Below are 20,432 nucleotides of genomic sequence, written 5' to 3'. Positions count from 1 at the left end.
AACCCTGCGCCGGTTTTTACGTTAGCGAGTTCTTAAAGCGAATCCCATGCGTGTAGGACAACAATCGAAACAGGTTTGATCATGACGCAATACGCCCCGGTGCTGGATCTGGACGCGGAACTCTCCGCACAAGCCGAAACCGTCCGGAACGAAGCGCGTGACGCGGTCCCGCTGGGACGCAGCGCCCTGAAGCTGGACGACCAGCTCAATCGCCTGCCTGACGCCAAGCGCAAGCAGTACACAAAAGTCGTGGCCCAGGCGAAGCGTGCCCTGAAAATGTCGGCCGAGAACCAGCATTCCGAAGCGGCGCGCCTGGCCTGGAAGACGGTCAATCTGGCGCCCGACCTGGCGCTGACCAATCACGTCATGGGCCTGATGCTGTACCGGCTCGGCCGCCTCTCCAGCGCACTCGACTTCTTCCAGAAAGCCTGGGAGCTGGATCCCCAGGATGCCGAGATCTACCAGAAGCTCGGCCTGGTCGCGTGGAAGCTCGACATGCTCGACGTGGCGGAGAAGTTCTACCGGATCGAATGCCAGCTCGCGCCCAATTCCATCAACGCCCAGATCAATTTGGCCGGCGTGCTGCGTGACCAATCCAAATTCGAGGAAGCCATCGAGATCCTGCGCACGGCCATTTATGCCCATCAGGACAATTACGAGCTTTGGAACTCCATGGGCACCGTCATCAATGACAGCGGCAAGCCGGAGGAAGCTTCGACCTTTTATCTGGAAGCGCTTCGCCTGAAGCCCGATTACGGCCGTGCCCATAACAATATGGCCAATGTCTACGAACTCCTCGGCGAGCCTGAAAAAGCCCTGCCGCACTATGAGGAAGCCCTCAAGGACCCGGCTGACGAGACCGAACTGGCCACGATGCGGCATGGCCGCTCCATGGTCCTTCTGGCCGCCGGGCAGATCGCGGAAGGCTGGGAAGCCAATGCCTCCCGCCTCGATCCCAATCGCGCCCAGGCGACGCTCTTCTCCCTGCCCATTCCCATGTGGGACGGTGCCGATGCCCGCGAGATCCGCGGCAAGACACTCCTTCTGATCGGCGAACAGGGCTTGGGCGATGAAGTCCTTTTCATGAGCATCATCCCGGACCTGATCGAAGCCCTGGGGCCGGACGGTCAATTGTGCATCGCCTGCGAATACCGCCTCATGCCGCTGGTCAAACGCTCCTTCCCGCAGGTCCAGGTAACCAATCACCTGTCTGCCACAGTGGAAGGCCGCGAGATCCGCACGGTAAAAGGCGCCGAGAGCGCTGACCTTTGGACCCCCATGGCCAGCCCGCTCCGGGCCTTCCGCTCCAGCCTCAACGCCTTCCCGGACAGACAAGGCTTCCTCAAGCCTGCCCCGGACCAGCTGCAGGCCTTCCGGGATCAACTGGCCAGTTTCGGTTCCGGCCTGAAGGTCGGGATTCTCTGGAAATCCCTGAAAATGGACGCTCGCCGCTCCAAATTCTTTTCCGCCTTTGATGCCTGGAAGGACGTCCTGCAAACCCCCGGCGTCGACTTCGTCAATCTTCAGTACGGCAAGGCCGAAGAGGAATTGGCGCTGGCCAAGGAGCGCTTCGGCGTCGACATCCACCAGCCGCGCGACATCGATCTCAAAATGGATCTCGACAAGGTTGCAGCCCTCTCTGCCGCCTGCGATCTGGTCCTGGGCCCGATGAATGCAACATCCAACCTGGCGGCTGCCAGCGGTGGCAAGGTCTGGTTCATCCATGCCCGCTCCTCAACCTGGACCCTGCTCGGTTCTGATCACCAGCACTGGTATCCCCAGACCCGCTCCTTCTTTGGTGAAGGCTTCCAGGACTGGGACAATACGATGCGCCGCGTCCAGGAAGCCCTGGCCCAAGAGGTGAAGGCCCGCTCGTGACTGGTTCGCCGCGCCGCATTGCCCTGCGCGCCGATGGCGGCGGCGATATCGGTCTGGGCCATGTCATGCGCTGCAGCGCCCTCGCCCGCGCCCTGATCAGGGCCGGCGTCGAGATCGACTGGTTCACCACCACACCCACTGTCCTGCCCGACTGGCTCGACGATGACGACCATGTCCACATCCTCGACGAAGAGATCGAAGCCGACCTGCTCACCCCCATGCTGGTGGCAGCCGGCAGCGACCTTTTCGTCGGCGACTGGAAAAACACGCCCGCCGATCTGGTGGCGCAGATCCGGACCACGGTCTGTCCGGTCGTGTTGATCGGCGGCTTCACAGGCGAAGCCGTCGCAGACCTTCATGTCCGCCAGGGCTTTGCCGAAACCGATCCGGATCCCCAGCGCCCCCAATTATCCGGTGCCGACTGGCTCCTGCTGGATGACGCCTATGCCGGCCTGCCAGCCAAACAAATCGCTCAGCCGGCCGCCAATATCCTTGTCTCCCTGGGCGGCACGGCTACCGATCTGGTCGACCGTATCGAAAACTCGATCCGCCAATCCCCCGCCTTGTCCGGGCTGGAACTGAATGTCCGCCGCCCGGGCGGGACACGGGATGGCCGTACGCTCCTGCCCTTGCACGATGCGCTCCTGAACGCCGACCTGGCCGTGCTCGCCGGCGGCACCACCCTGCACGAGGCCGCCGCCACGGGCCTGCCCGCCCTGTGCGTGCCGATTGTTCCGCATCAATATGATCGTGCCCGCCAGTTCCAGCGTCTGGGGCTGGGCCTCATGATCGACCCGGAAAAGCCCTGTTTTGAACGCCGGGTCACCGAGACGATGGAAGCGCTGGCAACCGATGCGGAGCGCCGTGTCCGCATGGCCCGCCGGGGCCAGACCCTGGTCGATGGCAGGGGTGCCGACCGGCTGGCCCGGCACTTGATCGAATTTCCCCTGTCACAACAGGGCGCTTCTCAGTAAAACCTTAACTTCCAGCAGGCCGATTGGGGGGCGAATGATCGGCCTGATTCGCAGCCTGAAATGTTGCGGATCACGCCCCTCGCAAAGGACCGGGATGTGAGCTCCAACGCGACCCAAGATATCTGGCCGAACTTCCTGGTGATCGGTGCGCCGAAATCCGGCACGACCTCGCTCTATCACTACCTCGCCCAGCACAAGGACATCTTCCTCTCGCCTGTGCGCAAGGAAGGCCGTTTCTTCTCCGGCATTGGCGAAGGTGAGGTCTACTGGCCTGCCTACTACCACTATGACACGGCCCCGACCGTGGCCGACTACCAGACCCTGTTCGAAACCTGGTCGGGTCAGAAGCGCATCGGCGATGTCTCGCCGGACTATTATGCCTACGCACCCATCTCCGCCCCGCGCGCCCTGAAATATTGCGGGCCACAGACCCGGATCATCGCGCTCCTGCGCAATCCGGTCGAGCGGACCTATTCCCACTATCTGCAGAACGTCCGCCGCGATGCCGAATTCGCCACCTTCCGCAGCGCGCTCGCCGATGAGCCGCGCCGCAAGGCGGCCAATTGGGGCTTCCAGTGGCTCTATGCCGATACCAGCTGCTACGCCGAGCGGATCGCGATCTGGAAGCAGCATTTCCCGGACATGCTGGTCCTCCTGCAGGACGAACTCGATGCCGACACACCGGGCATTGTCGCCAAGGTACAGGACTATCTGGGCCTCGACCGGATCGAGCCCGAAACCCGCCAGCGCTATAATACGGGCGGCATTCCGCGATCCCGCCTGCCCATTCTGGAAGGCGTGCTGGACGCCCGGTCCAAAGAGCCCTTCGAAGACCTCTATGCCGAATTCATCGCTCCGCGGGACGCCACAAACGCCGACGCCCCGACCGCCGATGGCGTCTACCCGCCCATGGTGGACGGCGAAACCACTGTTCCGCCCATGGACGCCGATATCCGTGACGCCCTGACGGCCCGTTTCGCGCCTGAGATCGAGCGCCTGGAGGGCCTGCTCGGACGTTCTCTTGAGGTTTGGCGCTCATGACCCTGTCACAGCTCAGCTCGGGCATTCTGGTCACCGGCGTGGGCGCTCCGCCCGGACTGGGCACGCTGCGCTCCCTGAAACAGGCCGATCCGGCACTCAAACTGGTCGCGGCCGACATCAATGCCCTGGCTGGCGGCATGTTCGAGCCGGGCACACAATCCTGCGTCCTGCCATCGGCCAGCGATGCCGAGGCCTACCGCGCCGCGGTCCGTGCCGTCTGCGCCGAACGCAATCTGGACATCATCATCCCCGGTTCCGAAGCGGAAATCGCGGCCCTCGCTCCGGTCGCGCGCGACTGGACGGAGAACGGCCTGCGTGTCCCCGTCGCCGATCCCGACGTGGTGGCTTTCGGCATCGACAAAGGGCGTCTGCTGGCCCGCTGCGCTGAACGCGGCCTGCCCTGCCCCGTCACACTCCAGCCGGAGAGTGAAACCGATCTGGACGCCTGGTCCGGCGGCTTCCCCTGCGTGATCAAGCCCCGCACCTCGCGCGGCGCCCGCGGTGTCAGCTATCCCGCGGACATGGAGGCCCTGAAAGAGACCTGGCGCGAGACACACGCCGTGCACGGTCCCTGTGTGGTCCAGTCCTACATCCCCGGCGGAGCCGAGACGGTCTACACGATCGGCTCGCTCTGGAACCGCGGCGAACTCATTGTTTCAACCCTTCACCGCAAGCTGCAGACCAACCCGCCCACAGGCGGCGTGGCTGTCGCCGGCGAGACGGTGGATGACCCCGAATTGATGAAGGCCGGGCTCGCCGTTCTGGAAGCCTCCGGCCCCTGGCACGGGCTCGCCGCCGTCGAGGTGAAACGCCCGGCCCCGGGAGAACCGCCCTATCTGCTGGAGATCAATCCGCGCATGTGGGGTTTTGGCTATCTGATGACCCTTGCCGGGCTCAACGTGCCCGAACTCCTGGTCCGCATGCTGGCCGGGTCGGAGCATCTGGACGGCCATATCCCGTCAACCTTTCCGCCCTATTCTGCAAAGCGTATGGTCCGCACCTGGCAGGACATTGAAATTCCGACCACCCCGGAGGGTAGACCTTGACCCGTACCGTTGCCGTCATCCAGGCCCGCACAGGCTCCAACCGGCTCCCCGGCAAAATCCTGGAAGCCCTGTACGAGGATGTCTCCCTGCTCGCCTATCAGTGCCGCCGTCTCCGTGACATTCCCGGCGTGGATGAGCTGGTCATCGCGACGACCGAGGCCCCGGACGACGACGCCGTGGTGGAACTGGCCAAGGCCGAGGGCATCCGCGTTTTCCGCGGATCGGAAGAAAATGTGCTGAGCCGCTTTCTCCTGGTCGCCGATGCGACCCTGGCCTCAACCCTGATCCGCATCACCTCGGACAGCCCTTTCCGCGATCCCGATGTGATCGCGAAATGTGTCGCCGAGCATCGCGCCCATGGCGCTGAATACACGCGCCCGGCCGACGGGCACCTGCCCAAGGGACTGCGGGCCGAAGTCGTCGAGACCGCCGTCCTGCGCCAGATCGACGAAGATCCGGCCACAACGGTGCGCGACCGCGAACATGTTACCATTCATATCCGCGAACATCTCGACCGCTATCGCTGCCATGTCGTGGAATTCCCCGAAGCGCTGCGCCATCCGGAAATCGACCTCTCCGTGGACACGCCCGATGATCTCGATGTCGTCCGCTCGGTCCATGCCGAACTCCTGGCCCGTGGCTGGCCCGTCGACACGCTGCATATCTGCCGTCTGATGGAAGAGAACGCGGTCCTCCATTCCATCATCACCGACCTGGCTTCCTGAATGACCCATATCGATATCATCGCCGAAATCGGCTCCAATCATGGCGGCGATCTGGACGAGGCCAAGCGCTATATCGAGGCTTCGGCCCGCGCCGGTGCCGATGTCGTCAAATTCCAGACCCTCACCCGTGACGGGCTGATCGCGCGCTTCATCCGCGATGCCGACGGCCAGGTGGTCGAGAACCCGAAATATGCTGCTTTCGGCAATGCCGGACTGCCCGATAACTGGCACGCCCCGCTGATGCAGTGCGCGACGGACAATGGCGTGGAATTCATGTCCACGCCCTTCTCACTCGAAGCGGTCGACCTGATGGAGCGCATCGGCGTTAAGCGCTACAAGGTGGCCTCCGGCGACATGACTTTCGCGCCGCTTCTGAGCAAGCTGGGCCAGACCGGCAAGCCCGTCATCCTGTCCACCGGCGCGTCCTATCTGGACGAGGTGGAAGACGCCATTGCCACGCTCAAGCATGCCGGCTGTTCCGACATCACCGTCCTGCATTGCGCCGCCAGCTATCCGCCCAGCTGGGATGATCTCAACCTGTCCGCCATCACGACGCTGAAAACGGCCACCGGTCGCAAGGTCGGCCTGTCCGACCACTCACCGGGCCATACCGCTCCCATCGCGGCCGCCGCCCTGGGCGCAGTGGTGATCGAGAAACACGTCACTTTCAGCCGCTCTCTGGAAGGTCCGGACCATCCCTTCGCCATGGAGATGGATGAACTCGCCGCCCTGATCGCCGATCTGCGCCTGCTCGAACAGGCACTCGGTGATGGTGAGAAAAAGCCCGCCGCCAGCGAAATCAACCGCCGCCGCAATCTGCGCCGCGGCCGCTATGATACCGCCACCGGCCACCCCTCCGCCGACGGCGAAACCTGGCTCCGCCCACAATGGGAAGCGGACGACCGGGCGGGGAAATAGGTTAGTCGAGCGGTGCCCACATCTGGATGGTCTCGTAGAGGTCTGCCCGGTCCGGATTGCGCTCTTCGATCAGGTTTAACTTCCAGAGGCGCCGCCAGTTCTTGAGCTGCTTCTCTCTGGCAATGGCGAACCCGAAATCCTCGTGGAACTCGCACCAGACCAGCTTGTCGACGCCATATTTGCGGGTGAATGCAGAACCCTTGCCCTGCTTGTGCATCCACACACGTATGGCGATATCGCCAGTCACTCCGACATAAAGTGTGCCATTGCGCTTGCTGGCGAGAATGTAGACACACGGATGCTTGGGCATGCCGGCTCCCCTCCCGAAAAGCCTAGCCAGCGCACGCCATTCCAAATGTGACGCGCATCACGTTTCACCGTCATCCCGGCGAATGCCGGGACCCAGGTCATAAAGCGGGATGGCGCCAAGCTTGGCTGGACCCGGCCCTACGACCTGGGTCCTGACCTTCGTCAGGATGACGCTGTGTGTAGCGACAAGCATTCAGCCAAACAAAAAGGGCGCCGATTGGCGCCCTGATTGTTCAGCGATGAAGCAAAAACTATTTCGTCCGGATCGCGTCGATCTTCGAAGCCGACACACCATCAACCATGGTCCGGTTGATCATCGGGTGGTCTTCGTCCTGCGGGCCGAAATCGCTGTCCGGGTGGTAGGCGATGACACGCATCTCGCTGTCGAAAGTGCGGAATTTGTGATTGCCCTCATAGGGGATGCGGAACATCACGCCCGGCTCGAGCTGGGTGATGCCCTCCGGTGTCTCGCATTCGCCCTTGCCCGAGAACACCACACCGATCCGGTCGGAGGGGTGCGTGTGCGGGGTCTGGTCAATGCCCGGCGGGAAGAAGAGCAGGTTCAGGCAGGGATCGCCTTCCTTGACCGGCGAGATCAGCAGGCTGTCCGTGCAGCCATCGATGTATTTCAGCCGGCCCTTCTCTTCGACGGGACCGCCGACCATGAAGAAAGCCTGGTGGTTCTCGCGGGCCATCACGATGCCCTTGCCGCCTTTGACGGAGAGAACATTATTGGCGGAGAAATACATGCCCGCGCCCAGCGTGAACGTGCCCGACGACGTCGTCAGCACGGCATCACCTTCCTGGACAAAACCAAAAAACGCGGTGTCGACCGCCTTCAGGTCCAGCACCTCACCGTCCCACGCATAGAGCGTGGTCGGAAAGTTCGGATCGCAATCGGCGACCTTGCCGGTCAGCCAATCGAAGGCGAAAAAGTTCTGGGTCCGGATCATCCCATCAGCCATTTTTCTATGCACCTCTACCAATATGCCTGCCCAGTCGAGAGGATTCGTCTTTACAGTGTCTTAATTCACGGGCGCATTGCACGCATAGATAATTAACGGCGTATGACCTCTGGAGACATGCGACCAATCGCGCTAAGTCGGAAGCATGCGCTTTGAAGGTACCGATCAATACGTCGCAGACGGCGAACTGAGCGCCGCGGTCAACGCCGCGGTGGCTCTCGAGCGCCCGTTGCTCGTCAAGGGCGAGCCGGGCACGGGCAAGACTGAACTGGCCAAACAGGTCGCGCGTGCCATGGGCATGCCGCTGATCGAATGGCACATCAAGTCAACGACCAAAGCCCGCCAGGGCCTGTACGAGTATGACGCTGTGGCGCGTCTGCGCGACAGCCAGCTGGGCGATGACAAGGTCCACGACATCGACAACTACATCCGCCGCGGCAAGCTCTGGGAAGCTTTCGTCGCGCCGGAACGCTCGGTGCTCCTGATCGACGAGATCGACAAGGCCGACATCGAATTTCCGAACGATCTCCTGCAGGAAATCGACAAGATGGAATTCCATGTCTACGAGACCGGCGAAACGGTGAAGGCGGAAAACCGCCCCGTCGTCATCATCACCTCCAACAATGAGAAAGAACTGCCGGACGCCTTCCTGCGCCGCTGCTTCTTCCACTTCATCGCCTTCCCCGACGAAGAGACGATGAAGAAAATCGTCGAGGTCCACTATCCAGGCCTCAAGGGCCGGCTTCTGTCCGAAGCGCTGAAACTCTTCTACGAGATCCGCGATGTGCCGGGCGTCAAGAAAAAGCCCTCCACCTCGGAACTCCTGGACTGGCTCAAACTCCTTCTGGTGGAGGATATCGATCCCTCCGTCCTGTCCGAACGCGATCCGCGCAAGCTGATCCCGCCGCTCCATGGCGCGCTCTTGAAGAATGAGCAGGACGTGATGCTGTTCGAAAAGCTCGCCTTCATGGCCCGCCGCCAGGGCGGACCCGGCACGCCGGGCGGTGGCCCGCGCGGTCCGGGTGCGGCATAAGAACACGGGATTGCCGGGGCGTCTTTCCACTGGACGGGACGCCCCGCCCCCGGCTATCACCCCCTCAACACTACAGGAGAGCGTTCCGATGAACAATCGCGGCTAGACCCCGCGTCCGCCCGGGAAACCGGGGGCGCGTTTCACGTCACTGAAACCACCCCACACCCGAGGTCTGTTCATGACAGCGCCTGTTTCACATCCCGCCCTTGATCCCATGATGCGCACGCCCCTGCCGGCGGCGCCCTCCATGGCCTATCTCAAACCGCTTGTCGCCGATCACCCCAAGATCGAGGCCGGCGACTTCACCTATATCCATTCCTTTGAAGATCCCGAGCGCTTTGCCGACCATGTGAAATACGCCTTCGATTTCATCGAGGACAAACTCGTGATCGGGAAATTCTGCTCGATCGCACACGGCGCCAGCTTCGTGCTCAATGGCGGCAATCATTTTGCCGACCGCCTGTCGAGCTATCCCTTCTCCATTTTCGGCGCCTGGGGCGAACCCGATCCCGGGCCCTGGCCGAACAAGGGCGGCATCACGATCGGACATGATGTCTGGATCGGCTGGGATGCCGTGATCATGCCCGGCGTCACGGTCGGGCCTGGCGCCATCATCGCCGCCAAATCCGTCGTGACGGCCGATGTCGAGCCCTACACGATTGTCGGTGGCAATCCGGCCCGCCCGATCCGCAAACGCCTGCCCGAAGCGGATATCGAACGCCTGCTGGAGCTGAAATGGTGGGACTGGCCGGTGGAGACCATCCAGGCCGCGTCCGATGCGCTCATGAAAGCGGATGTCGACGCTCTGGAGCGCTTCACCATCACCTAATCGCTGACATCCCTGAAACCGCCATTGCGGTCCCAGATCACCATCTGGTTGTCCCGCGGCGGTTCATAGCTGTCGGACCGGTAATTCGTCGCCTGCGAGGCAAAGGGTTTGTAGAGAACCCGTCGCGCCCGCAGGCGGCGAAACAGGTCGCGGGTCTGATAGCGGAAATCGCGCACTTCACTTTCCCGCTGGAAGGCCGGATTGGTGCACAGGATCACACCCGACGGCCCGCTCTGGGCGCTGCAATGCGTGCGCGGCCGTAGAACGTCGATCGCGCCCAGCCCGCTGCGCAGTCGCGGCAGGAGACGGGCCTGCGCCCAGGCGGCCTGTCTCAGGAATTCTGCGCGACGCGCCTGCTGGTCGGCTGTGAGGGCATGCGTGTCGCCCACAGCATACAGCTCTGCCCAGGCATCAAACTGGTCGAGTACGGCGAGCGTGTCCGCCTCATCACCCGTGCGCATGGCCGGCGCATAGCCCCGCAGAGCCTGCAGGGCAGCCTCCACCTCGGCGATATAGGCCCGAGCATCGGCCTGCAGCCGTGCCTCGCGCTCGGCCTCATGCTCCGGCGTGTCATCGCGCATCGCATTGAGCATGTCCTGCAGCCGGCTGGCATTCGAGGGCGGCGCCCCGGCCGCCGGTTCCGACTGGACCAGGGTCAAACCCGCGAGGGCAGCAATCAGGACGGCAGACATGACACAGCCTCTCAGGGCACGCAGGAACAGGATGGGAAGCCTAGACCGGCTCTGCCAAAAAGGAACCCGTCCACCTCACTGAAAGCATCGACACGACCGCGACGCGCGCTATCCTGTTCCCATCATGCTGCATCATTTCTTCACCGAGCTTCGCGCTGCCCGCATTCCCGTCACCACGCGGGAATACCTCACCCTGCTCGAGGCGCTCGACAAGGGCGTGGTCTCGCCCGAGATCGGCCATTTCTACTCCGTCAGCCGCGCCGCCCTGGTCAAGGACGAGAAGGATTTCGACAAGTTCGACATGGTCTTTGCCCATGTCTTCAAAGGCGTTGAAACCCTCACTCAGCTTTTCGGCGACAAGGAAATCCCGGCCGACTGGCTGGAAGCCATGATGCAGCGCCAGCTCTCCGAAGAGGAGATGGCGGCGCTCAAGGAAATGCCTTTCGACGAGCTCATGGAGACGCTGAAAAAGCGTCTGGAAGAGCAGAAGGAACGCCATGAAGGCGGAAACAAGTGGATTGGCACGGGCGGCACTTCGCCCTTCGGCCATTCCGGCCACAATCCCGCCGGCGTGCGGATTGGCGGGCAAAGCCGCAACAAGAAGGCGGTGAAGGTCTGGGAACAGCGCCGCTACAAGGATCTCGATGGCGACCGCGAACTCGGCACGCGCAATCTCAAGGTCGCCCTGCGCCGCCTGCGCAAATTCGCCCGCGACGGCGCCCATGAAGAACTCGACCTGGACAATACGATCAACGCCACGGCCAAACAGGGCTGGCTGGATGTCGTCATGCGTCCGGAACGCCGCAATGCGATCAAGGTGCTCGCCCTGTTCGATGTCGGCGGCTCGATGGATCCGCATGTGAAAATGTGCGAGGAGCTCTTCTCCGCCGCCCGATCCACCTTCAAGAATCTCGAATATTTCTACTTCCACAACTGCCCCTATGAGGGGATGTGGCGCTCCAATCTGCGCCGCCGTGCCGAGACCGTGCCGACCATGGATCTCATGCACAAATACCCGCACGACTGGAAAGTCATCATCGTTGGTGATGCCGCCATGGCTCCCTATGAAATCACCCATGATGGCGGGTCCGTGGAGCATTGGAACGAGGAAGCCGGCGCCGTCTGGATCAAGCGCATCGTCGACACCTGGCCGCATCTGATCTGGATCAATCCCACGCCGGAGAAATGGTGGGAGCATTCCTACTCCACCCGGCTGATCCAGGAACTGATCGGGCCGGACCGCATGTTCCCGCTGACGCTGGAAGGCGTGGATGCCGCGATGAAAGAACTGGCACGCTAGTGGGGACTCTGCCCGCACCAGAGCCCTGGGATATCAGCGCCTACGCCCTCGGCCCCGTCAGCGCTGAAACCCCGTTCGACCTTGAGGCCCTGTCCGCGCTGCTGCCCGGCTACACTCTGACAGAGGCACCGTCACCGGACGGGTCGCCCTTTCGCGAAATTCTCGCCGCGGCACCGCATGCCCAAGAGCCGGGCCTGGTCTTTCTGGGGCATGCCGAAACGCCGAACATCACAGGGGTGCGCGTGCGCGAAGCCGGCCGCATTCCCAATGCCTGGCTCATCGGCAGCGCGTTTTCGCAAACCCTGTTCAAACCGGATGATTGCTTCACGGCTTCTGACGTACCCGGCCGCGAGGGCGACATCTTCGCCAGGGAAGCCGGAGAGCTGACCGCCCCGGTCTACTGGTTCAGAACGGGGCTTGCCGACACAAACGGCGTTCTGCCCGACGCTGAAACGCTCGGCGCCAGCACGCTCTATGAAATCAGCTGGGTTGCCTGGTCCCGAACCTGATCGCTCGCGCGGTCAAAGCACCGGGCTCACCCGGCCTGCATCCGGATCGATGCCCAACTCGTTTTCCACCCGGGCCACCCAGGCGCGCACGCCCAGGAATTCATCCAGGTCGAACCCGCCCTCATCAGCAACGCGCGTATAGGCGACCAGGGCGATGTCGGCGAGGGTGACATGGTTGCGAACCATGAAATCCCGCGACAGCAAGCGCATTTCCATCACGCCCAGAGCCCGCCGGCCCTTGGCCATCAATTCGGGATCAATCTCGTCATCGGAGAGGTTCTGGAAGGCCTTGCGAAAGCGCCGCACGGCGATGAAAGGCTCGTGGCTGTATTGTTCCCAGAACATCCATTCCAGCATTTTGGCCTGATCGAAATCATCGCTCGGGATGAGTTTCGAGCCGCGTGCCAGGTGGAAGATGATCGCGTTGGACTGGGCCAGGATACGCCCGTCCGGCCGTTCCAGACAGGGCACCTGCCCGGCCGGATTGATCGCCAGGAAGTCCTCGGTGCGGGTCTGCCCCTTCAGCACATCCACTTCATGCCATTCATAGGGAATGCCGAGATGGTCGGCGGTCCATTTCACCTTCAGGCAATTGCCGCTGCGCTGATCTCCATAGATCCGGACGGGTGCTAACATGGGCTGATCCTTTCGGTTTCCCGGCACCATAACGCGACCGGCCGCCAGATCGAGCGCCAAATGATGACAATCCTGCGAGCCGTGACAGCTTGCCGCTTGGGCCCGGCCCGCCCTGCCCCTATAACCAGCCCGTCAGTTACAGGATTCCCGCATGTCCGCGTCCGATCTCGATTCCGTCACCGCTCCGGAAGACTGCCAGACCATGGCCCAGGTCCGCGAGGGCGTCGACGCGCTCGACCGAGCCCTGGTCGGCCTGATTGCCCGCCGCTCGCGCTATATGGAGGCCGCGGCCCGCATCAAGCCGAGCCGCGACACGGTCCGCGATGACTGGCGGGTGGAGGATGTCGTCTCCAAGGTGAAGGCCGAAGCCGCGCGCACCGGTCTCTGCCTCGACATCGCCGAACCGGTCTGGCGCGAACTCGTGGAACGCTCCATCGCCTACGAATTTTCCGTCTGGGACAAGACCCGCGAAACCGCGGACAGCTGATCAGATCAGGCCGGCAAAAGCCGCTTCGGTATCCTTGAAACAGCGCGCCACGTCGAGACGCGCCGGCTCCCAGGCCATTTGCGGCTGGGCTTCCGCCTGTTCGCACAGATCGGCGAGCGCAAAGGCCCCGACACCGCGGGCTGCTCCCTTGAGTGTATGGGTTGCCGCCGTCCAGGCCGTTTCATCGCTGGCGGTTTCCATCAGGCCAAGGCAGCGCCGGGCCTGATCGCACATCAGATTGAGCAATTCCGCCGTCAGCGCTTCATCCCCGCCGGTATACCGGTCGAGATGCGCACGATCGAAAAGCGGTGTTTCCGCTTGGGGAGAGCTCTGGGCTTTCATACGGTTTTGCTACAGGAGCAATCTTAACATCGCGCTTAGATCGCATCCCGCCCAAGCCGACTTCGTTCAACTAGGTGAATAGAGCGTTCAGTTTCGCTTCACGCGCGAAATCGCACGCTTGGGGCCTGCCAGATAGGGAGGATCAGATGAGCAGATGGATCAGTACCCTGGCCTGCGCCCTCGCCGTCAGCCTGTCCGCCGGCGCGCTCGCCTCGGCCGAGCCCGCCCGTGCTGCGGCCGCGCCCGGCACAGCTTTGACGGACCCGTCCAAGTCCCAGCTCAAACAGCGCCGTGACCGGCGTGATTACAGAGACCGGCATTACCGCGACCGCGACCATCGCGACCGGCGCGGTTACCGGGACCGGCGCTCACGCCATGATCATGGCTATCGCGACCGGAACCGCCGCCATGGCAGTTACCACCGCCCCCATTATGCCGCCCCCCGCTGCTGGCGCGAGGAACGGCATGACCGTTTCCGCGGGCGTCCGGCCGTGGTTTCCATGCGGGTCTGCCGTGACCGCTATGGCCGCCACTATATCGAGCGGGGCTCGCGCCGCCTGGTCTATTATGTCGGCCGGCATCACCGCCCGCGGCGCTGGTAGCGCTTTGCCGGAAAGGTCTGCCCCGCCCCGCACATTCGCATGACAGGCATGTGCAGGGCGGGGCAAACTTTGTCTTGATTTTGTCGCATTGCTGCGTATTTTCCCGGCTCTTTCCGGCGCGCCTATAGCTCAGTTGGTAGAGCAGCTGACTCTTAATCAGCGGGTCCAAGGTTCGAATCCTTGTGGGCGCACCAACACTCTCCCCTTTACACACCGCTTCCCCTGACCAAGATCATCGCGACAAGGGGGATGCCTGTGACTCGCGTTCTGATCCAGATTTTCGGCCTGGCCCTGCTGGCCCTGGCCACCGGCTGTGCTGCCTCGCCGGCCCGCCTGCCCGTGCTGGACCCGGGCAGCTCTGCCGGGACGTCCCACCCCGTCTACATCACCACCTCACGCCAGCTCGCCGATGATCCGGCTGACCATTTCGGCGTCGAACGTTCACGCGTGCTGCGCTTCGCGCGCGCCGATGTCTGGGTGCCGCACAACCGGCTGCCCGGTGAGATCAATTATCCGGGCCGCCGCGCCGATCCCTCGACCGAATTCGCGCTGACCGGCTGGCAGGACTATGACAGCCAGGCCGACTTCGCCCGCGACCTCAACCACGACCTCTCCGAAATGCGCTTTGCCGAGCGCGACGTTTTTGTCTTCGTGCACGGCTTCAACACGCCCTTCTCTGACGGGCTCTATCTCAACGCCCAGATCATCAATGATTTCGGCCTCCAGACCGCCTTCGTCCATTATGCCTGGCCCTCGGCCGGTCAATTCCCGGCCTATCTCTACGACCGCGACAGCGCTCAGTTCGCCCGCGACGGCCTGGTGGAAACGCTCACACTCCTGGCCGACAGCGAAGCAATCCGCATCAATCTGATCGCCCATTCCATGGGCTCACTGGTGACGATGGAAGCCCTGCGCGAGCTCTCCCTGACCGGGCGCAGCGATGTGCTGGAGAAGATCGACCCGGTCATTCTCGCCTCGCCCGACATCGATATCGACGTCTTCCAGTCCCAATTGGCGGCGATTGATCCGATGCCGGAACATCTTCTCGTCTTTGTGTCCGCACGGGACCGGGCGCTGCAGCTGTCCGACCAATTGCGCGGCGGCGATAATCGCCGCCTCGGCATCGGCGCCCAGCGCGAGCTTTTGACCGAGCTCGGCGCGACGGTGATCGACCTGACGGATTTGCGCGATGGCGGCTTCTCGGGGCACACGGCTTTCGCCAGTTCGCCCACCCTGATGCGTATGGCTAATACCGGCGTTCTGGCCACGGCCCTGATCGGCGTGGAAGCCATCCCGCAGGACAGCGGCATCGGCACGCTCTCCGACCTGGCCGCCCGCATCATCTACCTGCCCGCCCGCGCCCTCGGCGAACGCTGAGCCCGCCCTCCATTTCACCCCAGTTGCAAACAGAAGAAGGCCCGGATCCGGGGGAGTGGATCCGGGCCTTCTAGGCTTGCAAGTCGGCATCTTGAAGGGGGAGATCAGCCGGCCTCGCGAACCTCGCTCAGGAAGGTGGTCACCGTGGAGTTCAGACGCTCGGCCCGCTCCGACACGGTCTGGACTGCATTCAGCACATCCTGCGACGCTTCACCGGTCTCACGGGCGGACCGCGACACGGAGCCGACATTGTCCGACACGGACCGGGCGCTGGTCGCAGCGTGGGCCACGGAGGAGGAAATCTCGCGGGTCGAGGCGCTCTGCTCCTCGGCCGCTGCGGCAATCGCAGAGGCAGCCCGGCTGATTTCACCGACTGCCCGCGTCACATCCTCGATCGAGGCGGACGAGGTCGCTGCGGCTTCCTGGATGGCGGTGATCTGGTCGCGGATATCATCCGTGGCCTTGGCCGTCTGGGCGGCCAGCGATTTCACTTCCGAAGCCACAACCGCAAAGCCCTTGCCGGCTTCACCCGCACGCGCGGCTTCGATCGTGGCGTTCAGGGCCAGCAAATTGGTCTGTTCGGAAATATCATTGATCAGCTGGACAACGTGACCGATTTCCTGGGCGGCCTCGCCCAGATTGTCGACCACGGCCTGCACGGACTTGGCCCGCTCATCGGCCTGGCTGGCCATGTCGGACGAGCCCTGGATCTGCTGGGTCACTTCGGCAATCGAGGCGGTCAGCTCTTCCGCGGCAGCCGCCACGGATTCCACATTGGCGGAGGCCTCAGAGGCCGCCGACGCCATCATGTCGCTCTGCTGCGAGCCTTCCGTCGCCGTCTGCGACAATTGCTGGGCAATGGCGGACATGGAGGAACAGGCCTCATTCACCTCACCCAGCATGGCCATCACATCGGCATCAAACGTCTTGGCCAGCTCGTTGAGCTTGGCAGCCCGGCGCTCATTCTCCGCAGCCTGGCGGCGGGTATCCGCTTCCAGCTGTTCGGCCTTGAGGCCATTGTCGCGGAAGCGTTTCAGGCTCTGTACCACGGCACCCAGCTCGTCAGAGCGTTCCAGCGCCTCGATGTTCAAGGAGTAGTCGCCTTCGGCCAGGGTTTCGGTGGCTTGGGCAATGGAGCGTACCGAATGGGCCGTACGGCGGCCGAAGAAGACAGCCAGGGCGATCAGGGCCAGACCGACAATCGCGGTCAGACCGATGAAGAGCATGATGGAATTGCGGGCCGCCTGGCGGGTTGCTTGGGCGTCGAGACGGGCCAGGGCTGCGCCTTCTTCCGCCAGCGCTTCAATCTCGCCATTGATCTCGGCGAACACATCATCGAAAGGCTGAAGGAAGGCCACTGAGCTGGCAAAATCCAGCTCCAGCATCTGGCCGACGAAATCCAGCGCATCACCGTAAAGGCCGAGCTGCTCGACCAGGCCGGAGATGATCTCCGGGTCGGCCAGGGTCTGCTCGTCATCATTCATCATGACTTCCAGCTCGCTGGACAGCGCGTCGACACGCACGCCAACAGCTTCGAACTCGGCCATGACATCCATCGGATTGCCGGCCGCCTGGGCCGTGACCAGGGCGAGAACATCGCCATTGATCTGCTCAAGCCGGGCCTTGAACCGGGTCAGCTCGATCGCCGAGTTGAGGTCATTCATGGCGCGTTCCTGGTTGGCGGAACCGCTTTCCAGCGACCAGGCGCCCAAGCCGGCGACCGAAATCAGCGCCAGAATGGCGGCGATCGGTGCGACAGCGAATGACTGTGCGATACTTAGATTGAAGAACGAGGTCAGCTTGCCCATTGCCCTCTCCCGGTTATGCCCCGCAGGGCGAAAAGTGTTTCAACGAACATCCATCTGAATCGCTGAAATCAGGGTTAACGCCCCGGCCTGACACGCAGGCCGGGGCTGTTGGATCAGAACGAGGCGCTCAGGCCGAACCAGGCTCGGGACTCGGTCTCGGTGTTGACATTCGTCAGCTCACCATCGCCGAAGCTCGCATTCTGGACGTTGAACGATGCGGACACATGGTCATTGACCCGGTAGGCCGCCCGCACGCTCAGCGCCAGCGCACTGTCGATTTCCTGCAGCGCCAGGCTGCCGAGATTCGTCTGGTACGGGCTCGCCGTATCCGAGAGATAATTGGCATAGACGTCAGCGCTGAAACGTTCACCGGTCCAGCCCAGATGGGCATTGACGGTGTGGGCCGGGGTCATCGCCTCGAAATCGTGCAGATAGTTGAGGCCCCAAACGCCCTCCAGATCATCCTCGGTCACCTGGTAGGTATAGTTCACACCCCAGTCCCAAGCGCCTTCCGGATCACCTTCAAACGCGATCTCGACGCCGGAGGTGGATGTGTCGCCGCGGTTGTCGAACAGCGATACCGGGCCCGGAGCGTCCGGCGGAAGCAGGTCAGGCAACAGACCGAACAGGCCCCGCACATCCGCCGTGTCCTGGCGGAAAATGGCGGCCCGCATATTGATCGTCTCGGTCAGGCTGCGGTCATAGGCAATCTCATAGCTGTCCACGATGGACGGCACCATGCCCGGATTGCCCGAAACCACGAAATTATTGCCACCGACATTCAGGGCGAGCGTAAAGCCGATATCCCAGGAGGTCGGAGCCTGCACGCCACGTCCCGCCATGAAGCGGAACGTCCCGCCGAATTCGGGATGCCAGACGACCGCGGCATTATAGGAGAATTCCTCATAGGTGACGGAGTATTCAGCCTGGGAGAACGGATAGAGCGTCGGGTCCGGTTGCCCGTCACGGCTCCAGTCCACCCGGTCCAGGCGGCCCGCCAATGTCACGTCCAGCGTGTTGGAGAATTTATGGTTCCACATTGCCGAGAAGGCCGTGGACTCATACCCGAAATCGCCATTGCCCGGCAGCGGGAAGGAACCGGTCGAGGCTTCGCGATACTCGACGCCTACACGGACCGTGTCATTGGTGCCGATCTTGAACAGATCCTGCACGCGATAGGTCGTGAGCTCATAGCGCAAGGAGCCGTAGGTATAGTCGACATTGGTCTCATTGCGATAAGCCTGCGCGCTGATGAAACCGAAATCGGAATCCCAGTCGAGCTGGCCCTTAAAGCTTTGCAGGTCGTAGACACCGCGCGCGGATGAATAGCCGGAGGTCAGTTCCAGCTGATCCACATTGCTGAAGGTCGCTTCCGCCGTCAGGGAAATGTCGTCGGTCAGTGTAAACCGTCCTTCAACCGCGCCGGTTTCACGCGTGAAATCAAACGGCGCCAGCAGGGCTGCGCGTCCGGATTGGGCAAAGGGACCAAACTCCGGCATCTCGCCATGGCTGTAGGAGACGCGCACACCGGCCCGCTCATTGAACTGGTAGGCGGCCACGAAAGCGGCATCATAACCACCATTCTCCGCGACATTGACCCGGCTGGTGGCATATTCTTCCAGCTGCGGGTTGCGGGTGATGATGTTCACCACACCGGACACGGCGTTGAAACCGTAGAGGGCGGACTGGGCGCCTTTGACGACTTCGATCTGCTGGATCTCTTCCAGCTGGACCGGCAGGGTCGACCAGGCCGTATAGCCGTAACTGTCCAGATAGACATCGCGGCCATTCACCAGAACCAGAAGGCGCGGATTGTTCGGCGTCGCCGGTCCGCGGATCGACAATTGGCCATCGCCATAGCCGTAACGATTGTAATCGATACCGGCATAGTGACGCAGAATGCCGGGAATATCGTACTCGGGGAAACGCTGGATATCGTCCTGCGTGATGATGATCATCGTGGCCGGGACGTCAGAGGCGCGCTGCGGAGCACCCGTGGCACCCGCCGTAACCGGCTCACCAAAGAGCTCGCTCATCATCGTGTAGTCGAGCGTTTGCGCGGAGGCACCCGCCGTCGCGGCCAGGCCGGCGACAAGGGCGGAGACAGAGGTCGTGAGGAAAATGTTCTTCATGGTAATTCTCTCTAATTCCTTGTTTCGCCTAGATTTCTTCAATCATCATGGCGAAAGCCGCCGCGAAGGAGACCGAGGAGGCATCAGCCGCGCCGCGATTGACGACGATGCGAACGGACGGCGCCGATTGCACCCCCATCACGCAATTGCCGCTTTGCACGCAGCCCATATCGGTGGAGACGGTCATCACGCCGGCCGAGCTGGCCGCAGAGAACACGCCGGCATCGCCAGAGGCGGCGCCCAGCAGCACGGCCGCGTCCGATCCGGACAGGCTGCCGGCATCCGCCAGCGGCACCAGGCGCGCATTCAGGGTGACACGACCGGCCGACAGACCACCGGCCATCGTGCTGGCCAGCGCCTGGGCTTCGCCCTCGCTGGCTGCGTCATAAACAATGGCCACAGTCCGGTCCGACCCGCTGGCTCCGTCAACGAAGCTCAGGGCGCGACCGATCACTTCAAGATCGCGCTGGGTGGTTTCGGCCATGGCGGGGGTTGAAAGGATGACGCCGGCGAGCACCGGCAAAATGTATTTACGCATGAAAAGCCCTACCCGTAATTCGAGTGCCCTTTGCGACACTTCATGACAGTTTTGTAAGAGGGCAAGTATTAACCATGCGCTTCTAGGCGCTCATACGATATTAATGCGTAACTATTTTCAGAATTGGTGAAAATCACAAAACCAGGCAGACCCTGAACCCACTACTTAAGGACGAATATGCAATCTATTCTTAGTACTAAAACAGAGCTCTATATTTGAGATCCGTGAGATCGGGAACTGCATTACCTCGCCTATGCCTGCGAAGGGCCCGACGTGCAGACCTGGCGTGAC

General features: G+C 62.5%; 21 protein-coding genes and 1 tRNA gene. 14 read left to right on the top strand and 8 right to left on the bottom strand.

All coding sequences use genetic code 11. The features are described from left to right. Nucleotides 1-81 precede the first annotated feature (81 nt). From I0K07_RS13100 to I0K07_RS13075, 6 genes are all read left to right on the top strand, one after another. Entirely contained in the window at nucleotides 82-1,878 is a 1,797-nt protein-coding gene (locus I0K07_RS13100) for a tetratricopeptide repeat protein (protein ID WP_203294136.1), read from the top strand. Next, complete coding sequence (locus tag I0K07_RS13095) at nucleotides 1,875-2,852, top strand: glycosyltransferase (protein ID WP_203294134.1); 978 nt, start codon at nucleotides 1,875-1,877, stop codon at nucleotides 2,850-2,852. The genes I0K07_RS13100 and I0K07_RS13095 overlap by 4 nt, the downstream gene beginning before the upstream one ends. Nucleotides 2,853-2,948: 96 nt before the next feature. After that, entirely contained in the window at nucleotides 2,949-3,893 is a 945-nt protein-coding gene (locus tag I0K07_RS13090; protein WP_203294131.1) for a sulfotransferase domain-containing protein, read from the top strand. After that, on the top strand, nucleotides 3,890-4,939 hold the full coding sequence (locus I0K07_RS13085; RefSeq protein ID WP_203294129.1) for a carboxylate--amine ligase: 1,050 nt from the start codon (nucleotides 3,890-3,892) through the stop codon (nucleotides 4,937-4,939). The genes I0K07_RS13090 and I0K07_RS13085 overlap by 4 nt, the downstream gene beginning before the upstream one ends. Continuing rightward, nucleotides 4,936-5,664: a cytidylyltransferase domain-containing protein gene (locus tag I0K07_RS13080; RefSeq protein ID WP_203294127.1), complete on the top strand. Its 729-nt coding sequence runs from the start codon at nucleotides 4,936-4,938 to the stop codon at nucleotides 5,662-5,664. The genes I0K07_RS13085 and I0K07_RS13080 overlap by 4 nt, the downstream gene beginning before the upstream one ends. After that, nucleotides 5,665-6,582 (top strand): N-acetylneuraminate synthase family protein, encoded by a 918-nt coding sequence (locus tag I0K07_RS13075; RefSeq protein ID WP_203294125.1) that lies wholly within the window; start codon nucleotides 5,665-5,667, stop codon nucleotides 6,580-6,582. A gap of 1 nt (nucleotide 6,583) precedes the next feature. Here the strand turns inward: I0K07_RS13075 and I0K07_RS13070 are convergent, their stop codons facing one another. After that, nucleotides 6,584-6,892: a GIY-YIG nuclease family protein gene (locus I0K07_RS13070; RefSeq protein WP_203294122.1), complete on the bottom strand. Its 309-nt coding sequence runs from the start codon at nucleotides 6,890-6,892 to the stop codon at nucleotides 6,584-6,586. Nucleotides 6,893-7,142: 250 nt separating this feature from the next. Beyond that, nucleotides 7,143-7,856 (bottom strand): cupin domain-containing protein, encoded by a 714-nt coding sequence (locus I0K07_RS13065; RefSeq protein WP_203294120.1) that lies wholly within the window; start codon nucleotides 7,854-7,856, stop codon nucleotides 7,143-7,145. Nucleotides 7,857-8,001: 145 nt separating this feature from the next. On the opposite strand from I0K07_RS13065, the gene I0K07_RS13060 reads away from it, so the two are divergent. Both I0K07_RS13060 and I0K07_RS13055 read left to right on the top strand, forming a co-directional pair. Then, nucleotides 8,002-8,889 carry an AAA family ATPase gene (locus I0K07_RS13060; protein WP_203294118.1) on the top strand — a complete coding sequence of 296 codons (888 nt, stop codon included), beginning with the start codon at nucleotides 8,002-8,004 and terminating at the stop codon, nucleotides 8,887-8,889. A 178-nt stretch (nucleotides 8,890-9,067) separates the two neighbouring features. Beyond that, nucleotides 9,068-9,718: a CatB-related O-acetyltransferase gene (locus I0K07_RS13055; protein WP_238934852.1), complete on the top strand. Its 651-nt coding sequence runs from the start codon at nucleotides 9,068-9,070 to the stop codon at nucleotides 9,716-9,718. On the opposite strand, the gene I0K07_RS13050 is transcribed toward I0K07_RS13055, so the two are convergent. Then, on the bottom strand, nucleotides 9,715-10,410 hold the full coding sequence (locus I0K07_RS13050; protein WP_203294115.1) for a hypothetical protein: 696 nt from the start codon (nucleotides 10,408-10,410) through the stop codon (nucleotides 9,715-9,717). The genes I0K07_RS13055 and I0K07_RS13050 overlap by 4 nt on opposite strands. A gap of 124 nt (nucleotides 10,411-10,534) precedes the next feature. Between I0K07_RS13050 and I0K07_RS13045 the strand changes: the two genes are divergently transcribed. Further along, nucleotides 10,535-11,710 (top strand): vWA domain-containing protein, encoded by a 1,176-nt coding sequence (locus tag I0K07_RS13045; protein WP_203294113.1) that lies wholly within the window; start codon nucleotides 10,535-10,537, stop codon nucleotides 11,708-11,710. After that, complete coding sequence (locus I0K07_RS13040) at nucleotides 11,710-12,219, top strand: hypothetical protein (RefSeq protein WP_203294111.1); 510 nt, start codon at nucleotides 11,710-11,712, stop codon at nucleotides 12,217-12,219. Before I0K07_RS13045 ends, I0K07_RS13040 begins: the two co-directional genes overlap by 1 nt. A 12-nt stretch (nucleotides 12,220-12,231) precedes the next feature. Here the strand turns inward: I0K07_RS13040 and I0K07_RS13035 are convergent, their stop codons facing one another. After that, nucleotides 12,232-12,855: a glutathione S-transferase family protein gene (locus I0K07_RS13035; protein WP_203294109.1), complete on the bottom strand. Its 624-nt coding sequence runs from the start codon at nucleotides 12,853-12,855 to the stop codon at nucleotides 12,232-12,234. Between the two features lie 151 nt (nucleotides 12,856-13,006). Between I0K07_RS13035 and I0K07_RS13030 the strand changes: the two genes are divergently transcribed. Further along, nucleotides 13,007-13,342 (top strand): chorismate mutase, encoded by a 336-nt coding sequence (locus tag I0K07_RS13030; RefSeq protein WP_203294107.1) that lies wholly within the window; start codon nucleotides 13,007-13,009, stop codon nucleotides 13,340-13,342. Here the strand turns inward: I0K07_RS13030 and I0K07_RS13025 are convergent, their stop codons facing one another. Next, nucleotides 13,343-13,684, bottom strand: a complete 342-nt coding sequence (locus tag I0K07_RS13025; protein ID WP_203294105.1) for an Hpt domain-containing protein — start codon at nucleotides 13,682-13,684, stop codon at nucleotides 13,343-13,345. 146 nt (nucleotides 13,685-13,830) lie between these two features. On the opposite strand from I0K07_RS13025, the gene I0K07_RS13020 reads away from it, so the two are divergent. The 3 genes from I0K07_RS13020 (at nucleotide 13,831) to I0K07_RS13010 (ending at nucleotide 15,663) form a co-directional block, all read left to right on the top strand. Then, the gene (locus I0K07_RS13020; RefSeq protein WP_203294103.1) at nucleotides 13,831-14,286 is read left to right on the top strand and encodes a hypothetical protein; all 456 of its coding nucleotides are present in this window, start codon (nucleotides 13,831-13,833) and stop codon (nucleotides 14,284-14,286) included. 118 nt (nucleotides 14,287-14,404) lie between these two features. Then, nucleotides 14,405-14,480: transfer RNA gene (locus I0K07_RS13015), tRNA-Lys, on the top strand. A gap of 61 nt (nucleotides 14,481-14,541) precedes the next feature. Beyond that, nucleotides 14,542-15,663 carry an alpha/beta hydrolase gene (locus tag I0K07_RS13010; protein ID WP_203294100.1) on the top strand — a complete coding sequence of 374 codons (1,122 nt, stop codon included), beginning with the start codon at nucleotides 14,542-14,544 and terminating at the stop codon, nucleotides 15,661-15,663. Nucleotides 15,664-15,767: 104 nt separating this feature from the next. On the opposite strand, the gene I0K07_RS13005 is transcribed toward I0K07_RS13010, so the two are convergent. The 3 genes from I0K07_RS13005 to I0K07_RS12995 all read right to left on the bottom strand — a co-directional run bounded on the left by I0K07_RS13005 (nucleotide 15,768) and on the right by I0K07_RS12995 (nucleotide 20,141). Further along, on the bottom strand, nucleotides 15,768-17,471 hold the full coding sequence (locus I0K07_RS13005; protein ID WP_203294098.1) for a methyl-accepting chemotaxis protein: 1,704 nt from the start codon (nucleotides 17,469-17,471) through the stop codon (nucleotides 15,768-15,770). A gap of 113 nt (nucleotides 17,472-17,584) precedes the next feature. Then, entirely contained in the window at nucleotides 17,585-19,603 is a 2,019-nt protein-coding gene (locus I0K07_RS13000) for a TonB-dependent receptor plug domain-containing protein (protein WP_203294096.1), read from the bottom strand. A 28-nt stretch (nucleotides 19,604-19,631) separates the two neighbouring features. Then, nucleotides 19,632-20,141 (bottom strand): hypothetical protein, encoded by a 510-nt coding sequence (locus I0K07_RS12995; RefSeq protein WP_203294094.1) that lies wholly within the window; start codon nucleotides 20,139-20,141, stop codon nucleotides 19,632-19,634. Nucleotides 20,142-20,432: the final 291 nt, after the last annotated feature.

It is taken from the genome of Maricaulis parjimensis (assembly GCF_016817355.1).
Lineage (GTDB): Bacteria > Pseudomonadota > Alphaproteobacteria > Caulobacterales > Maricaulaceae > Maricaulis > Maricaulis parjimensis.
This window is presented reverse-complemented; position numbering and strand designations above follow the sequence as displayed.

Coding starts and splice junctions, on each gene's coding strand:
- I0K07_RS13000 (WP_203294096.1), bottom strand. CDS start 19,603: ATGAAGAACATTTTCCTCACGACCTCTGTCTCCGCCCTTGTCGCCGGC.
- I0K07_RS13055 (WP_238934852.1), top strand. CDS start 9,068: ATGACAGCGCCTGTTTCACATCCCGCCCTTGATCCCATGATGCGCACG.
- I0K07_RS13020 (WP_203294103.1), top strand. CDS start 13,831: ATGAGCAGATGGATCAGTACCCTGGCCTGCGCCCTCGCCGTCAGCCTG.
- I0K07_RS13065 (WP_203294120.1), bottom strand. CDS start 7,856: ATGGCTGATGGGATGATCCGGACCCAGAACTTTTTCGCCTTCGATTGG.
- I0K07_RS12995 (WP_203294094.1), bottom strand. CDS start 20,141: ATGCGTAAATACATTTTGCCGGTGCTCGCCGGCGTCATCCTTTCAACC.
- I0K07_RS13005 (WP_203294098.1), bottom strand. CDS start 17,471: ATGGGCAAGCTGACCTCGTTCTTCAATCTAAGTATCGCACAGTCATTC.
- I0K07_RS13100 (WP_203294136.1), top strand. CDS start 82: ATGACGCAATACGCCCCGGTGCTGGATCTGGACGCGGAACTCTCCGCA.
- I0K07_RS13075 (WP_203294125.1), top strand. CDS start 5,665: ATGACCCATATCGATATCATCGCCGAAATCGGCTCCAATCATGGCGGC.
- I0K07_RS13060 (WP_203294118.1), top strand. CDS start 8,002: ATGCGCTTTGAAGGTACCGATCAATACGTCGCAGACGGCGAACTGAGC.
- I0K07_RS13030 (WP_203294107.1), top strand. CDS start 13,007: ATGTCCGCGTCCGATCTCGATTCCGTCACCGCTCCGGAAGACTGCCAG.
- I0K07_RS13085 (WP_203294129.1), top strand. CDS start 3,890: ATGACCCTGTCACAGCTCAGCTCGGGCATTCTGGTCACCGGCGTGGGC.
- I0K07_RS13045 (WP_203294113.1), top strand. CDS start 10,535: ATGCTGCATCATTTCTTCACCGAGCTTCGCGCTGCCCGCATTCCCGTC.
- I0K07_RS13050 (WP_203294115.1), bottom strand. CDS start 10,410: ATGTCTGCCGTCCTGATTGCTGCCCTCGCGGGTTTGACCCTGGTCCAG.
- I0K07_RS13035 (WP_203294109.1), bottom strand. CDS start 12,855: ATGTTAGCACCCGTCCGGATCTATGGAGATCAGCGCAGCGGCAATTGC.
- I0K07_RS13025 (WP_203294105.1), bottom strand. CDS start 13,684: ATGAAAGCCCAGAGCTCTCCCCAAGCGGAAACACCGCTTTTCGATCGT.
- I0K07_RS13070 (WP_203294122.1), bottom strand. CDS start 6,892: ATGCCCAAGCATCCGTGTGTCTACATTCTCGCCAGCAAGCGCAATGGC.